The 16,473-nt window shown below is 70.9% G+C and carries 8 protein-coding genes; 1 reads left to right on the plus strand and 7 read right to left on the minus strand.

What is annotated here, in order from left to right:
• The first annotated feature begins 65 nt into the window (after window positions 1–65).
• Window positions 66–944: a zinc metalloprotease HtpX gene (gene htpX / locus HNR19_RS12070; RefSeq protein WP_179668146.1), complete on the plus strand. Its 879-nt coding sequence runs from the start codon at window positions 66–68 to the stop codon at window positions 942–944.
• A gap of 6 nt (window positions 945–950) precedes the next feature.
• Here the strand turns inward: htpX and HNR19_RS12075 are convergent, their stop codons facing one another.
• From HNR19_RS12075 to HNR19_RS12105, 7 genes are all read right to left on the minus strand, one after another.
• Complete coding sequence (locus HNR19_RS12075) at window positions 951–1,250, minus strand: helix-turn-helix domain-containing protein (protein ID WP_179668147.1); 300 nt, start codon at window positions 1,248–1,250, stop codon at window positions 951–953.
• An 81-nt stretch (window positions 1,251–1,331) separates the two neighbouring features.
• Complete coding sequence (locus tag HNR19_RS12080; protein ID WP_343047166.1) at window positions 1,332–1,820, minus strand: CinA family protein; 489 nt, start codon at window positions 1,818–1,820, stop codon at window positions 1,332–1,334.
• Window positions 1,817–9,766 carry an ExeM/NucH family extracellular endonuclease gene (locus HNR19_RS12085; protein WP_179668148.1) on the minus strand — a complete coding sequence of 2,650 codons (7,950 nt, stop codon included), beginning with the start codon at window positions 9,764–9,766 and terminating at the stop codon, window positions 1,817–1,819. Before HNR19_RS12085 ends, HNR19_RS12080 begins: the two co-directional genes overlap by 4 nt.
• 184 nt (window positions 9,767–9,950) lie before the next feature.
• Window positions 9,951–10,589: a CDP-diacylglycerol--glycerol-3-phosphate 3-phosphatidyltransferase gene (gene pgsA, locus HNR19_RS12090; protein WP_179668149.1), complete on the minus strand. Its 639-nt coding sequence runs from the start codon at window positions 10,587–10,589 to the stop codon at window positions 9,951–9,953.
• Entirely contained in the window at window positions 10,586–11,974 is a 1,389-nt protein-coding gene (gene rimO / locus HNR19_RS12095; RefSeq protein WP_179668150.1) for a 30S ribosomal protein S12 methylthiotransferase RimO, read from the minus strand. The genes pgsA and rimO overlap by 4 nt, the downstream gene beginning before the upstream one ends.
• 85 nt (window positions 11,975–12,059) lie before the next feature.
• Window positions 12,060–13,733 carry a helix-turn-helix domain-containing protein gene (locus HNR19_RS12100; protein ID WP_246304719.1) on the minus strand — a complete coding sequence of 558 codons (1,674 nt, stop codon included), beginning with the start codon at window positions 13,731–13,733 and terminating at the stop codon, window positions 12,060–12,062.
• Between the two features lie 5 nt (window positions 13,734–13,738).
• Entirely contained in the window at window positions 13,739–16,336 is a 2,598-nt protein-coding gene (locus HNR19_RS12105) for a DNA translocase FtsK (protein ID WP_179668152.1), read from the minus strand.
• Between the last annotated feature and the right edge of the window lie 137 nt (window positions 16,337–16,473).

Raw genomic sequence — 16,473 nt, forward strand, 5'->3', positions numbered from 1 at the left:
TGTGAATCGTCCGGTCGCCGCCCTCCGGCGGAACGAAACGCCGCGCCGCGGGCGTTGAAACCGACATGCATCGCCATCACAACGGACTCAAGACGGCAGGGCTCTTCGGCGCGATCTTCGCCCTGCTGCTGGGCGTCGGCGGTCTGATCGCGGCCGGCACCGGCAACAGCGCCTTCATCTGGATCTTCGCCCTCATCGGCGTCGGCATGACGGCCTACGGCTACTGGAACTCCGACAAGATCGCGCTGCGCTCGATGGGCGCCGTACCGGTCTCCGAGGCCGAGGCCCCGTGGCTCTACCGGATCGTCCGCGAGCTCTCGGACCGCGCCGGGCAGCCGATGCCACGGCTCTACATCTCGCCGACCCAGGCCCCCAACGCCTTCGCGACCGGGCGCAACCCGCAGAACGCGGCCGTGTGCGTCACCGAGGGCATCCTCGGGATCCTCGACGAGCGCGAGCTCAGGGGCGTGCTGGGCCACGAGCTGATGCACGTCTACAACCGCGACATCCTGACCTCGTCGGTCGCCGCGGCCATCGCGGGCGTCATCAGCTCGATCGGCCAGTTCCTCGCGTTCTCGTCGATCTTCGGCGGCGGCAGCGACGAGGAGCGCGCCCCCAACCCGCTGGCCATGCTCGCCATGGCCCTGCTCGCGCCGTTCGCGGCCACGGTGATCCAGCTGGCGATCAGCCGGACCCGGGAGTACGACGCTGACGAGGACGGTGCCCGCCTGACCGGCGACCCGCTCGCCCTCGCCTCGGCGCTCCGCAAGCTCGAGGCCGGCACCCGCCGGGCTCCGCTCGCGCAGTCGCCGCGCCTCGAGACGACGAGCCACCTGATGATCGCGAACCCGTTCCGCGCGCAGGACGTCTCGCGGTTGTTCTCCACGCACCCGCCGATGCCGGAGCGGATCGCCCGCCTGGAGGCGATGGCCGCGCAGCGCTGACCAGGGTCAGGCGGCGGAGGGCACGACCTCGGGGGTGCCGATCGACGGCACCTGCTGGGCCGCCTCCTCGAGCGCGACCGCGTCGGCGACGTCGTGGAGGACGCGCGAGAGCGGCATGTCGAGGGCGTCGCAGAGCGACGCGAGGAGCTCGGAGGAGGCTTCCTTCTGGCCGCGCTCGATCTCGGAGATGTAGCCGAGGCTGACGCGGGCGACGCCGGAGACCTCACGCAGCGTCATGCCGAGCTCGGAGCGGCGCTCGCGCAGGACGTCGCCCAGCAGGCGGCGGAACAGCACCGGGACGCTCATCGGGCAGCCTCCTCTCCAACTCGGTGGTTCAGCCTAACGCTACCGGAGGGCTGGTTCTTCCCGCGCCCGACACCAGGGAGTTCATTCCTCGGGACGACCCTCGAGAGCCGCCACCAGCGCCTCGACCGCCGCGGCGACGCTCTCGTTCGTGATCGACTCCCGGTCGCCGTCGAGGGCCAGCGGGACCACGTCGGTGCCGTTGGGGCCCGCCACGCCGACGAACACCGTGCCGACCGGCTTGCCCTCCTGGGTGTCAGGGCCCGCGACGCCGGTCGTGCTGACGCCGTACGTCGAGCCGAGCAGCCGCCGCGCGCCCTCCGCCATCGCCCGCGCGCACTCGGCGGACACGACGCCGTGCTCGTCGACGACCTCCTGCGCCACGCCGAGCACCTTGACCTTGGCCTCGGTGGCGTAGGTGACGGCACCGCCCAGGAAGATCTCGGACGAACCGGGCGCCTCCGACATCCGCGCGGCCAGCCGGCCCCCGGTCAGCGACTCGGCGGTCGCCACGGTGGCCCGCCGCTCCTTCAGGCGGGCCACCAGGTCGACGGCCTGGATCGGCTCGTTCACCGGACCACGCGCAGCACGCCGGAGGTGGTCGCGTCCCGGAGCAGGTCGCTGCCGCTGTAGCTGATCGTGATGGTCTTCCGGCCGGTCGACCCGAAGGCGTCCAGCCGCAACGTCGCGGTGCCGTCGACGAGACGCGCGCTCACGTCGTCGATGCCCCGCGCCGAGACCGTGATCCGCCCGGTCGCCTCGACGCCGTCCTCGTTCGAGACGGTGACCTCCACCTTCACGTGCGTCTTGTCGACCTTCGCCGGCTTCGGTGTGAGCGTCTTGTCGAACACGACACCGCCCTTCTTCACGATCAGCTCCGCCGCGCCCGTCGCCCCGGCGACCAGCTCGTCCCCGCTGTAGGTGATCGTCACCGGGTACGGCGTGCCACGCGGCTTGAGCACCTGCTTCGGGATGGTGACCGTCGCGGTGCCGTCGTCCTCCAGCGTGGCGCTGCCGAGCGTCTCGGTGCCCGACGTGAGGGTGACGGTGCCGGTCGGAACGACGTCCCCGTCGGTCGTCACCGTGACGTCCATCGTCGTCGGCTTGCCGTACCTGGTCACCGCGTCGGTGCCCGTGACCGTGGCCGCGAGCTTCTCGACGGTGAGCGTGAGCCCGGCCGTGCCGCCCTCGTGGGTGGCGTCGCCCGCGTAGGCGGCCACCAGCGAGTAGGTGCCCGGCTCGTACTCCGCCGTGTCGAGCGTGACGTCGACGGCTCCGTCGACCAGCGTCCCGGTGCCCAGGACCGTCGCTCCGTCGCGCACCTCGACCTCACCGGTCGGGGTGGCTCCGGATCCGCTCACGGTGACGCCGGGGACGGCCTGCTCGCCGTACGTGATGGTCACGTCCTCGGCGGCGACGGCCGAGCCGTGCTGCTCGATCGTCAGCGTCAGCTGTCCCTGCGCCTGGGTGTAGGTGCTGTCGCCGCGGTAGACGACCGTCAGGACGTGCTCGCCGAGGGCGAGCCCGGAGCTGTCGATGGTCACCGAGGCCGCACCGTCGGTCAGCTCACCCGAGCCGAGCAGCGTCTGGCCCGCGAAGACCTCGACGGTCCCGGTCGGTACGCCGGCCGCGCCGGAGACGGTCACCTCGACGACGGCGTCGGTGCCGACCGGCGCGGTGACGTCGGCCGCGGTCACCTGCGGCCTCGGCTGCACCTTGATGGGGACGAGCACGCGGGTGCCGGTCGTCTCACCGACGAGGGTCAGCGTGACGTCGCCGAACGGCGCGTCCTCCGGCAGGGTGACGTCGACCGTCGCCTTGCCGTACTGGTCGTAGGTGTCGGTCCCGATCGTGTTGTCCACGGTCGCCCTGCCGATCTCCGTCCCACCCAGAAGCACCGAGATCTCGGCGTCCTTCAGGTCGGCGGCGGTCGACATGGCCCAGGAGGTGACGTCGAGCTTGACCGCCTGGCCGGGGCGGTAGCGCTCCGGCGCGTCGGCGGGGAACTCGACCTCGACCGCACGCTGGCTGTAGTCCACCGCCAGCGGCGTGTCCCCCGTGTTGGCCTCCATGTAGGAGCCCATCGCCTGGAGGTCAGTGACGCCCCACTGTGCCTGGCCGGTCCCCTCGCGGAACGTCCAGAAGTTGTCACCGCCGCCGGCGAGGAACGAGTTGACCGTGACCGAGTAGGTCTCCTCCGCGTCGATCGGCTCGCCGTCGAGCCACATCTGCGTGACGTCGCCGACGAACGTGTTGACCCCGCTCACGGTCTGCGCCTTCTCCACGTAGGTGTAGGTGAAGCCCTCGGACACGCCGAGCCGCAGGAAGTAGCGGGTCGTGCTCGGCGGCAGGGACGTGCCGTCCTCGGTGCGCTGCCACTGCTGCTCGAGGACCTCCTCGATCTGCGCGCCGGTCAGGTCCATGTTGACCAGGCCGTTGGCGAAGGGCTGCACGTTGGCGGCCTGGCGGTAGGTCAGGACCCGGTCGCCGATCTCGTAGTCGGCGGCCCACTCGGCGTTGGCCGGGTCGTCCAGCCAGGCCTGGGTGACGACGGTGCCGGTCATGTCGGCCCGCAGCCCGCCCGGGTTCATGAACGCGATCTGCGCTCCGCCCTGCTCCGCCGGCGTTTCGGCCCGCTGCACCTCGGCCACCAGGTTGCCGAGCGTCGACTCGCCACCACGGTTCTCGGTGGTGCCGTTGGCCAGCTTCGCGCGGTTGAACGGACCCTGGATCGGGCCGAGGACCCGTGCGCCGATCGGCCGGGCGTAGTCCTCCGCGGCCTTGACGATGTCGGCCACGGCCTGGTCCGCCGGGTAGAGAGGCGTCGGCAGCGCCGGGCCGTTCCCGTCGGGGTCGGTGCTCATCAGCGGCAGTAGGTTCTGCTCGATCCCCGTCACCTCGCCGGTGCCGGTGTCGACCGAGACCAGCAGCTGGTTGAGGTTCATGCCGTACTGACCTGCGGACACCACCGGGCGCCCGTTGATCGTGCAGTTGTAGGCGAGGTGCGTGTGGCCGGAGATGATCGCGTCCACGTCGTCCGAGGTGTTCTGCGAGACGTTGCCCCACGGGGTCGCCGGGTCGGTGAACTCAGGCGAGGAGCAGCTCGTGGACCCGGAGCCCTCGTGCACCAGCAGGACGACGACGTCCGCGCCGCCGGCCTTCAGGTCCGCCGCGGCCGCGTTGGTGGCCTCGACGATGTCGGTGACGGTCACGCCCTCGATACCGGCCGGGGAGACCAGCGACGGCAGCGCCTCGGTCACCGCGCCGACGAAGCCGACGGTGACGCCGTCCATCTCCTTGACCCAGGTCTCCGCGAGGTCGTCGCGGCCAGCAGGCTCCTCGACGTTGGCCGCGATGTACTCCCAGCTCGCGCGGTCCTGGACCCGGCCCACGAGGTCCTCGTAGCCCTGGTCGAATTCGTGGTTGCCTGCGGCGGACACCTCGAGACCGGCCGCGTTGAGCGCGTCGATCGTCGGCTCGTCGTTGTCGACGAAGGACTCGAAGGTCGTCGCGCCGATCAGGTCACCCGCGGCGGTGAACACCGTGTTGGGGTGCTCCTGACGCAGCTGCTTCACCGCACCCGACAGCACCGCGGCGCCGCCTTCGCGGCTGCCCGCGTTCTGGAGGATCCGGCCGTGGAAGTCGTTGGTGCCGATGATCTGGATCTCCGCGATCGTCGGCTCGACCTCGACGCCGACGGGGACCGAGGAGCCCGTCGTGGCGCCCACCAGGGTCACCGGACCCACCGCGCCCTCGGGGATGGTCAGGCTGACCGTCGCCGTGCCGGTGTTGTCGTAGGGCTTGTTGCCGACGGTGCTGTCCACCGGCACCGTGCCGGCGACCTGGTCGCCGACCTTCACCTTCAGCTCGGTGTCCTTCAGGTCGCTGCCCTGGGACATCGACCAGGAGGCGACCTCGAACGCGAGCGTGTCGCCCGGCTCGTAGGTCTCCGGTGCGTCGTTCGGGAACGTGACCTCGACCGCGCGCTGGCTGTAGTCGACGGGCAGCGGGGTGCCGGCGGGCGCGTTGGCCGCCATGTAGTCGACCATCGCCTGCAGGTCGACGACACCGGTGTCGACCTTGCCCGTCCCGTTCGCGAACTCACGGAAGTTGTCGCCACCGGAGCCGAGGAAGGAGTTCACGGTGACCGAGTACGTCGCGGCGGGGTCGATCGGCTCCCCGTCGAGCCACATGCCGGTCACCTCGCCCTGGAACGTGTTGACCGGCGCCGAGTTGGGCGCGGTCACCGTCACCGGCGACTCGGTGTAGGTGTAGGTGAAGCCCTCGGAGACGCCGAGCCGGAGGAACGGGCGCGACGGCACGCCGCCCTGCGGCGTCCGCTGCCACTGCTCCTCGAGCACCTTCTCGATCTGGGCGCCCGTGAGGTCCATGTTCACCAGCGTGTTGGCGAACGGCTGCACGTCCGCGGCCTGGCGGTAGGTCAGGTCACGGACCGCGCCGTTGGCCACGCCGAGCATGTCGGCACGGAGGCCGCCGGGGTTCATGAAGGCGATGTCGGCGTCCGTGCTGACCCCCTCACCGGTCGTCGCCCAGCGCTGCACCTCGGCCACGAGGTTGCCCAGGGTCGACTCGCCGCCGCGGTTCTCGGTCGCGCCGGAGCTGGCGTTGTAGGTGGCCCGCTTGAACGGTCCCTCGACCTGGCCGAGCACCTCCGCCCCCTTGGTCTCGGCGAACGCGACCGCGTCGTCGACGATCTGCTGGACCGTCGTGTCGGGCGCGTAGCCGACGCCCGCCGTGCCGATGACCTCCTGCTCGATCTCGACCAGCGCACCGGAGGTGGTGTCGAGGTTGAAGACGAGCTGGTTGAGGTTGGTGCCGTACTGGCCGGCGGAGACCACGGGACGGCGGGTCACCGTGCGCCCCTCCGTCACCCAGTCGGCGACCGGGTAGCGGCAGTTGTAGGCCAGGTGCGTGTGGCCCGAGATGATCGCGTCGACGTCGCCCGAGGTGTTCTGGACGATGTTGCCCCAGACCGTCGCCGGGTCGGTGAAGTTCTCCGACTGGCAGTCCGTGGACGGCGAGCCCTCGTGGACCAGCAGGATCACGATGTCGGCGCCGGCCGCGCGGAGGTCCTCCGCCGCGGCGTTGGTCGAGTCGACGATGTCGGTGACGGTGACTCCCTCGATGCCGGCCGGGTTGACCAGTGCCGGGAGGTCCTCGGTCACGGCGCCGACGAAGCCGACGTCCACGCCGTCGATCGTGGTGGTCCACGTCTCGGCGAGGTCGTCCCGGTCACCGGGCTCGTCCACGTTGGTCGCGATGTACTCCCACTCGGCGAGGTCCTGGACCCGGCCGACGAAGTCCTCGTAGCCGCGGTCGAACTCGTGGTTGCCGGCCGCGGAGACCTCGAGGTCCATCGCGTTCAGCGCCTCGATCGTCGGCTCGTCGTCCTGGACGAACGACTCGAAGGTCGACGCACCGATCAGGTCGCCCGCCGCGGCGAAGATGGTGTTCGGGTACTCCGCGCGCAGCTCGTTGATCGCCGTGGCGAACGGCGCCGCACCCGCCGCGTTGCCCGCGTCGGGGAGCAGTCGGCCGTGGAAGTCGTTGGTGCCGACGACCTGGATCTTCTTCGTCGTCGTCGGGGTGACGTCCGGGACGTCCAGACCGACGATCTCGGGGTTGTGGTCCGAGGTCGCGAACGGGTTGCCCGCGTCGAACAAGATGGTCGCGTTGTAGTTGTAGCGGCTGTACTGGTAGGCCACCGACTCGTTGGCGTTGATCTCCCAGATGTCCGCGCCGGTCACCAGCTCCATGGCGGCGCTGTTGCCGAGCACGTGGTCGAGCGAGCCGGACAGGCCGCTGAACGAGTAGCTCTCCTCGTCGGCCTGGTCGGACTCGATCAGCTCGAACCCACCGGCCTCCAGCCGGTCGATCGGCTCCTCCATCGTGTAGGAGTTGAAGTCACCGGCGAGGAAGACGGCCTCGATGTCGCGCGCAGAGGCGAAGGCGTTCGCGAACTGGACCAGGCGCTCCGCCTGCCGCACGCGGTCGCCGTTGAAGGCACCGACGTAGGGGTCGTTGGCGTTGTCACCCGTCGCAGGCGGCGCCGGGGCGGCGTTGTCGCCCTTCGACTTGAAGTGGTTGACGATCACCGCGAACGCGTCACTGTTGGGCGCACCGGCAGCCTTGAACGCCTGGGCCAGCGGCTCCCGGGCGTTGGCGAACTCGGTGGTGCCGAAGAGGATGTCGGACTGGCCGACCGGGGCGACGAGTGCCGGCTGGTAGATGAACGCGGGGCGGATCACGTCCTGCTCGGCGACGGGACCGGCGTCGAGGGCCTCCCCTGGGCTGCGGACGTACTTCCACTTCGTGGATCCCGCGTCCGCGTTGAGCATCTGGACCAGGTGAGCCACCGCCTCGTCGCGGTTGGTCTCGCCCGGGAGCTTGATGGAGTTCTCCATCTCCTCGAGCGCGATGACGCTCGCGTCCATCGCGTTGATCGTGTTGACGAGCTTCTCCTCCTGGCGCGCGAGGCTCGCCGTCGTCGCCGCTCCGCGCGGGCCGCGTCCGTCGTTGCGGTCGGACTCGTCCTGGGTGGTGTCCGGGTCGTCGAGCAGCCGTACGCCGCAGGAGTCGTTGCCGATCCGGTTGCTCTGCCGGTCGGTGAAGTAGGTGCAGAACGTGTCGAGCGGGGGGTTCTGCTGCGGGCCGGCCGCGGCGTACGCCTCGCCGGTCGTGTTGAAGTAGTTGAGGACGTTGAACGTGGCGATCGAGATGTCGCCGCCCACGTCCTGCGGCACCTGGTTGGTCGCCCGGGTGTCCTCGAACGTCACGACGCTGCTGCCGCTGTCGGTGACCTGGGACTGCGGCTGGAACTTCCAGGTGCTGTTGCGGAACTCGAGGATCACGGGCGAGACGAACGTCGCCGCGGCTCCGACGCGGGGCGGTGAGGCCGTGCCGGTGAGCCACGGAAGCGGGATGGCCTTCGTGGTCTGGTTCTGCAGGTAGTTCACCGTGGCTGCGTCATCGAGGGTGACCGCGCGCTCGGCGTTCTCCGCGACGACGGCCTCCAGGCCGGCGGTGTTGCCAGGGGCCACGAACTCCGTGGGCTGCTTCAGCGGGACGTCGCCGGCAGCGAGCCCGATCTCGGCGTTGCCGTTGGTCTGGAACGTGTTGGTGACGGTGAACGGCCCGGCGGGCGCCAGCAGCATGCCCTCCTGCGCCTCGCGGTCGGCCTCGGTCGCAGGGTAGGCGATCTGGAGACCCGTGACCGGGTCCAGCGGGGTCGCGAGCTCGGTGATGTTGCCCGTGGGGGCGGTGATCTCGGTGGTACCCGCGAACTCGCTCACCGGCCCCTTCGCCCGCACCGAGTCGCCGAGCTGGATGCCGGCGGGGATGTTGGCGCCGCTGAGCGTGTAGATGAACAGCGCGTCCGAGGCTCCGGGCGTCGTGTCGGTGGTGCCGCCGGTGCCCGCGGTCTGCAGGTAGAAGCCGTTGAAGCCGCCCGTGCGGTAGAGCGCGGTGACGATGCCTTCGACGGTCTTGGTCTCACCCGGCCCGGTGCCAGCTGCCGGCGCGAACGGCGATCGGGCGCCGGTGCCCTGGACCTCGTGGATCGGCGTCACCGAGACCGTCTCGCTGACGGTGATCGGCACCACCACGTCGTCGGTGTCGGCCGGGCTCGCGGAGTCGGTGACCGTGAACGTCACATCGGTGGTGCCGACCTCGGTCGGCGTGCCGGTGAGCTCGCCACCGACGCTCAGGCTGAGGCCTGCCGGGAGCGCCGTCGACGTCCAGGTGTAGGGCGGCGTGCCACCCGTCGCGGTGAGCTGCAGGGGCGGCATCGCCTGGCCCTGCACGATGTCGAGGGTGGCGGGGCCCTTGGCGTCGAGGACGGGCTTCGTCTCGCCAGCGGAGTTGACGGGGGTCGGCGCGAGCTCGGTGAAGTCGGTGGCGTTGTGGTCGCTGTCGGGCTGGACGGCGGTCACGTCACGCTGCGCAGAGGTGGTGGTGGACAGCTGGACGCCGGTCCTGGCTCCCTCGAAGGACGTCGGCGTGGTGCCGTAGCCGAGCATGTCGACGAGCGGGTCGCCGGCACCGGCGAGGTTGCCGACGGTCGTGTACTGCGTCGTGTTCTTGACGAGCAGCACGACGCCGTTGGTGCCGGACATGTTGATGTTGCCCTGGGCGTCCGGCTTCGGGAGCTGCGTGCTCTCCGGCGTCGTGAAGGTGCCCTCCTGGATGAGGTAGTGCTCCCCGGGCTGGATCTCCCCGGTCAGCTCGGTGACCTGTGCCGAGGTGCCCGTGGCCGAGCGGTACTGGACCGACCAGCCGTTGACCGGGATGGCGGCCGCGGTGGGGTTGTAGAGCTCGATGAAGTCGTTCGCCTTCGACCCCGGGGTGGTGTTGGAGCTCCCGCCACCGAACACCTCGCTGATGATGACGCCGCTGCCGGCCGGGTTGGCCTGCGCGGCGGGCGCTGGCGTGATCGAGAGACCGGCGGCCGCCAGTCCGATCGTGAGTGAGCTGACGAGGAACCGCAGGGACGTGCGCATGTGCCAGGTGCTCCGGAGGGTCGCGAAGAGACAAGTGGTCACGCGACCGGGCCCGAGTCCGCGCCGCACGAGGGGAAGGACCTGACCTTATGTCGACGCCCCGGCCCCTCCGCAACAAATCCGAGGAAATGTTTTCGGCAGTTCGGTAACAATTAGCAACCGGCCGCCGAGCGGGAGATCCTGCTCAGACGGTGGTCTTGCCCCGCAGGTTGTGGCGTTGCTTCCAGACGTCGCGGAAGAACTCGTAGCCCGACCAGATCGTCAGCACGAACGCGATCACCAGCAACACCAGCGCCACGACGTAGGTGACCTCGCCGGGCACGTCCAGCCAGCCCACCTCGTCGCCGACCTCGAGCAGCGGCAGCGTCAGCAGGCCCAGGGCCAGGCCCTGGGCGGTCGTCTTCCACTTCCCGCTGTTGGCCGCGGCGAGGACGACCCGCTTGAGGATCGAGAGGCGCAGCAGCGTCACCGACCACTCCCGGACGAGCACCACGATGGTGATCGTCCACATCCACCAGGTGTCCATGATGATCGACAGGCCGACGAAGGCCATGCCGGTGAGCGCCTTGTCGGCGATCGGGTCGGCGATCTTGCCGAAGTTGGTGATGAGGTTGCGCGCGCGAGCGATGTCGCCGTCGACCTTGTCGGTCACCATCGCCAGGAAGAAGATCACCCACGCGACCGTGCGCCACAGGATCGAGTCGCCGCCGTCGACGAGCAGCGCCCAGCCGTAGAACGGCACCATCAGGATCCGCAGCGTCGTCAGCGCGTTGGGCAGGTTCCAGTTGCTCACCTGTGCGGGAGCGGGCACGGGCTCGGTCATCGGGTTCCTTCCAGCGGTACGGCGACCAGGTCGACGCCCTCGGCCGCGACGACAGTGGCGCGGACGAGGTCGCCCACCTGTCCGTCGTACGACTCCAGGCGGGTGGTGCCGTCGACCTCGGGGCCCTGGTGGGCAGCGCGACCCACGACGGCCGGTCCCTCGCCGTCGTCGTCGATCTCCTCGACCAGCACCTCGACGACCGCGCCGACGCGCTCCTCGGCGCGCTGGGCGTTGAGCTCGCCGACCAGGTCGGTCACGTGCTGCACGCGGGCGGCGATCTCGTCGTCGTCGTGCTTGTCGGGGAACGTCGCGGCCTCGGTGCCGTCCTCGTCGGAGTAGCCGAACACGCCGGTGACGTCCATCCGGGCGGCGACGAGGAAGTCGCAGAGCGTCTCCAGGTCCTCCTCCGTCTCGCCGGGGAAGCCGACGATCACGTTGGAGCGGACGCCCGCCTCGGGCGCGTGGCGGCGTACCTGCTCGAGCAGGCCGAGGAAGCTCTCCGGGTCACCGAAGCGGCGCATCCGCCGCAGGACCGCGTTGCTCGCGTGCTGGAAGCTGAGGTCGAAGTACGGCGCGACGCCCGGCGTGGTGGCGATCGCCTCGACCAGCCCGGGACGCGTCTCCGCGGGCTGGAGGTAGGACACCCGCACCCGGTCGATGCCGTCGACGGCGGCGAGCTCGGGCAGCAGCGTCTCGAGGAGCCGCAGGTCGCCGAGGTCCTTGCCGTAGGACGTGGAGTTCTCGGAGACGAGGAAGACCTCGCGCGCGCCCTGCTCGGCGAGCCAGTGGGCCTCGGCCAGCACGTCGGACGGGCGGCGGCTGATGAACGAGCCGCGGAACATCGGGATCGCGCAGAACGTGCAGCGCCGGTCGCAGCCGCTCGCCAGCTTCAGCGGCGCCCACGGCGCGTCGCTCAGCCGGGCCCGCTGCTCGACCGCAGGGAGCGCCTCGCGCTCGACCGGGCTGAGCGGCAGCAGCTTGCGGCGGTCGCGCGGGGTGTGCGGGTGGGGCCGCTCCCCCGCGACGATCGACCGGAGACGGTCGGCGATGTCGCCGTAGTCGTCGAAGCCGAGCACGGCGTCGGCCTCGGGCAGCTCGTCGGCCAGCTCGGCGCCGTACCGCTCGGCGAGGCAACCCACGGCGACCACGGCCTGCGGCCGTCCGGTCTCCTTCAGGTCCGCTGCCTGGAGCAGGGTGTCGATCGAGTCCTTCTTGGCGGCGTCGACGAACCCGCAGGTGTTGACCACCACGGTGTCGGCGGCCTCGGGGTCGTCGACCAGCCGGAAGCCGCCGGCAGCCAGTCGGCCGGCGAGCTCCTCGGAGTCCACGTCGTTGCGGGCGCAGCCGAGGGTCAGCAGGGCCACCGCGAGTTCAGAGTCAGTCATGTCTGCCCACGAGTATGGCGCCCGCGAGCCTCCCGGGACGAACCCGCAGGCGCCGCGCCGGGTGTGGTCCCGGTTACTCCGCCGCCTACGGGGCGACGAGCGTCTTGTTGACCTCGGCGCCGATCTCGCCGAGCGGGGCGGCCTCCTCGCCGGCCACCGAGGCGGTCACGGAGCCGTCGGAGCTCCAGACCCGCACGGGCGGCACGACCTGGAGCTCGGTGGACTGCTGGAAGGCCAGGCTGCCGTCGAAGACGATGTCGCCGTCGGCGTCGCGCACCACCACCTGGGCTCCCCCGCCGGCCGCGGTCAGCGTGACGTCGATCGGGTCGATCTTCCCGGAGACCATCCCGGCGTTCGGGCCGCCGCTCTGGTTGAGCACGGGCGGCTTCTCGATCTGCACCGGTCCGTCCATGACCAGCCGCGCGACCGACCACACCAGCACCGCCGCCATCACCGCGGCCACGAGGACCGACCAGTTTCGTCCGCCCCGGGTGCCGCGGATCGAGCCGCCTGCGCCTGTCGCCAGCTCGGACGCGAAGACGCGGCGCGGGTCGACCGGCGCGTCGGCGTAGCGCTCGTCGTACGCCGCGACCAGGGGGGCCGAGTCGACGCCCAGCACCCGGCCGAGCGTGCGCAGGTGCCCGCGGGCGTAGAAGTCGCCCCCGCAGGGCCCGAAGTCGTCGACCTCGATGGACTCGATGACGTGGGGCCGGACCCGGGTGCGGTCGGCGAGCTGGTCGACGCTGAGGCGCAGCCGCTCCCGGGCCGCGGCGAGCTGCGGACCGATCACCGGCTCGTCGGCGGGCTGGACCGACACGTCGGCGAGGACGACGGTCAGCTCCTCCGGCTCGTCGTCGTGGCGGACGACGGTGACGGTGCTCTCGGTGCTCTCGGTGCCCTCGTCGTCGTCCGTACGGCGCAGCAGCTCCTCCTCCGGCAGGCCTGCCGTCGGCGCGGCCGCCGGCTCGCGCCGGAGCGCGTTGGCGCCGATGGTGGAGAGGTGGCCGATCGCGTCGCGCACGACGCTCCGCGGCGGGTCGAGCCGCGCGGGCAGCACGGTCGGCGCCGCGGCGTCGGTCACGGCGTCCATCTCGCCGGTGGCGATGTCGTCGACCTCGAGCCGCATCGGCTCGGGACCGGCGTCCTCGCCGTCCTGCGGATCAGGCTGCACGGGGTCATCGGCGCCGTCGGCGGCGTCCGGGCCGGGCGTCTCGTCGTCGTCCCCGAGCCCGGGGACCACCTCGACGACGTCGGTGCGACCGCCGGCCAGGTCGGCGAGGGCGTCGCTGAGGCCGGCCCTGTCCGCGCCCGCGAGCGTGGTCGCGAGCGTCAGCGGGACGATCAGCTGCCGGTCGTCGTGACCGACCACGAGCACGTGCCCGTCACGGAACAGCCCGCGGCGCGGGAGGTGCTCCAGGCACTCGATCTCGTCCCACGCGAGGCCCTGCCACTTGTTGCCGTCGCGCAGCCGGACGCCGAGGCCGTCGGCCACCAGCAGCGGTGCGCGGCTGTCGACGACGGTCGCGAGGTGCACGAGCGCGATCACGCCGAGCACGGTGAGCCCGACCCAGTCGACGAGCTCGCCGCCCTGGAAGGCGCGCACCGCGAACGCGGCCGCCAGCAGTGCGGACAGCAGGCCGATCGAGGCCGAGAGCCACAGGTTGCGGCGCACCTCGACGGGGTCGCGGTCGGCGCCCTCGCTGTCGCGGGGGTCGATGTCGTCGGAGTGGTCGGAGTGGTCGGTGTAGTCGTCGGTCATGGCGGTCACGCCTCCCCCTGGATCGTCGCGATCACGGAGTCGAGCTCATCGGGCTTCACCAGTACGTCGCGCGCCTTCGAACCCTCGCTGGGTCCGACGACGCCCCTGCTCTCGAGGATGTCCATGAGCCGGCCCGCCTTCGCGAAGCCGACCCGGAGCTTGCGTTGGAGCATCGACGTCGAGCCGAACTGCGTCGACACGACCAGCTCGATCGCCTGGACGACGAGGTCCATGTCGTCGCCGATGTCGTCGTCGAGCACCTTGCCGCTGCTCTGCGGCGCGGTGACGTCCTCGCGGTAGGTCGGCTCGAGCTGCTGCTTGCAGTGCTTGACGACCTCGTGGATCTCCTTCTCGGTGACCCACGAGCCCTGGACTCTTATCGGCTTCGACGCACCCATCGGCAGGAACAGCCCGTCACCCTGGCCGACCAGCTTCTCCGCGCCGGGCTGGTCGAGGATGACGCGGCTGTCGGCGAGCGACGAGGTCGCGAACGCCAGCCGGGACGGCACGTTGGCCTTGATCAGGCCGGTGACGACGTCGACCGACGGCCGCTGGGTCGCGAGCACCAGGTGGATGCCGGCGGCACGCGCGAGCTGCGTGATGCGGACGACCGAGTCCTCGACGTCGCGCGGCGCGACCATCATCAGGTCGGCGAGCTCGTCGACGATCACCAACAGGTAGGGGTACGGCGACAGCACCCGCTCGCTGCCGGCGGGCACCTCGACCTTCCCCGCCCGCACTGCCTTGTTGAAGTCGTCGATGTGGCGGAACCCGAAGTTGGCCAGGTCGTCGTAGCGCATGTCCATCTCGCGACAGACCCACGCGAGCGCCTCGGCGGCCTTCTTGGGGTTGGTGATGATCGGCGTGATCAGGTGCGGCACGCCCTCGTAGTTGTTGAGCTCGACCCGCTTCGGGTCGACCATGATCATCCGCACCTCGTCGGGCGTGGCGCGCATCAGGATCGACGTGATCAGCGAGTTGATGAAGCTCGACTTGCCGGAGCCGGTGGCGCCGGCGACCAGCAGGTGCGGCATCTTCGCCATGTTGGCGACGACGAACCCGCCCTCGACGTCCTTGCCGAGCCCGGCGACCATCGGGTGGTGGTCGTTGCGGGCCGCGTTGGACCGGAGCACGTCGCCGAGCGACACGATCTCCTTGTCGACGTTGGGGATCTCGACGCCGACCGCGGATTTGCCGGGGATCGGGCTGAGGATCCGGACGTCCTCGGAGCCGACGGCGTAGGAGATGTTGCGCTGGACCCCGAGGATCTTTTCGACCTTCACGCCGGTGCCGAGCTCGATCTCGTAGCGGGTGACGGTCGGGCCGCGGGTGTAGCCGGTGACCTGGGCGTCGATGCCGAACTCGTCGAGCACCTGGGTGAGCCGGTCGACGACCGCGTCGCTGGCCTTGGTGCGGGCCCGGTGGGGCGAGCCCTCCTTGAGGACCGTCCCCTCGGGAAGGGAGTAGACGATGTCGCCGGACAGCGCGAGCTGCTCGACGCGCTGCGGGATCTCGCTGTGCGGCGGGGGCTCGAGCTCGCCGGTCTCGACGACGTCCTCGGGGACGAGGGGCGCCGGCGTGGCCGGCGGCGCGTCGAGGTCGGCGTCGATCGGCGCGAGCAGCTCCATGCTCTCGTTGATGTCGCGGTCGAGGTCGTCGGCCGCGGCCTTCTTGCGCCGCTTGCGCTTCGGCTCCTCCAGCAGCGGGGTGTCGTAGGCCGGGTCGCCGTTGCGCTCGAACGTGTCGTCCAGCCGGATCGGCTGGGTCTGCTCCCCCTCGCCGCCGTGCGGGTGGCCGAACAGGTGGTCGGCGAGGTCGCGCAGCCGGTCCGGGACCCGGTAGAGCGGGGTCGCGGTGATGACGAGCACCCCGAAGAAGCCGAGCAGCGCGAGCAGCGGGACCACGACGTACGACGAGCGCAGCAGGTCGAGGAGCAGGGCGGACACGACGTAGCCGACCGCTCCCCCGCCGTCGCGCAGGGCCATGGTGTCGCCGTCGACGGGCTGGGGGCTCCCGTTCGCGATGTGCACGATGCCGAGCACGCCGAACGAGAGCGCCGCCCAGCCGATCACCTGGCGGCCGGCCGGGCCGTTGTGCACCGGGTCGCGCATGACCCGCCAGCCGGCCAGCAGCACGCCGAGCGGCGCGAGCCAGCCGATCTTGCCGACCGTGCCGGAGACCGCGGCCCGCACGAAGTCCATGAAGCCGCCGGGCACCTCGAACCACACGGCCGCGGCCACGATCACCGCCACGCCGAAGAGGAACAGCCCGGCGCCGTCGCGGCGCTGCTCGGGCTCGATGTCCCGGGCCCCGCCGATGATGCTCCGCACCAGGGCGCCGAGCGCGTGGGCGACGGCGAGCCAGATCGCGGCGACCCCACGGCCGAGCGCGGTGAACCCGCGCGCCACCGGTCCCGGGCCGTTGCGGACCGCGCGGGGCGCCGGACGGCGCGCTGAGGAACGCCCGCTCGTCGAGCGGGACGCGGGCTTCTTCTTCGTACTACGGGATCGCGAGCTGGCTGACTTCTTCTTCGCGCTGGTGCTGCGGGAGGAGGTCGTGGTCCTGCTGCGCGACGCCGTCGGGGAAGACGTACGGGTCGCCATGGTCATCAACCTACCCATCAGCAACACCAGTCACAGGCATCACGCGAGCGTGTCGCCGCGCCGGAGAAGCCGATTTCGTGTTTGTGCAAACCACGGACGAACAGCGGGCGACAGGTCGCAGGAAACTGCATCTAGAC

Source organism: Nocardioides thalensis, assembly GCF_013410655.1.
Taxonomy (GTDB): domain Bacteria; phylum Actinomycetota; class Actinomycetes; order Propionibacteriales; family Nocardioidaceae; genus Nocardioides; species Nocardioides thalensis.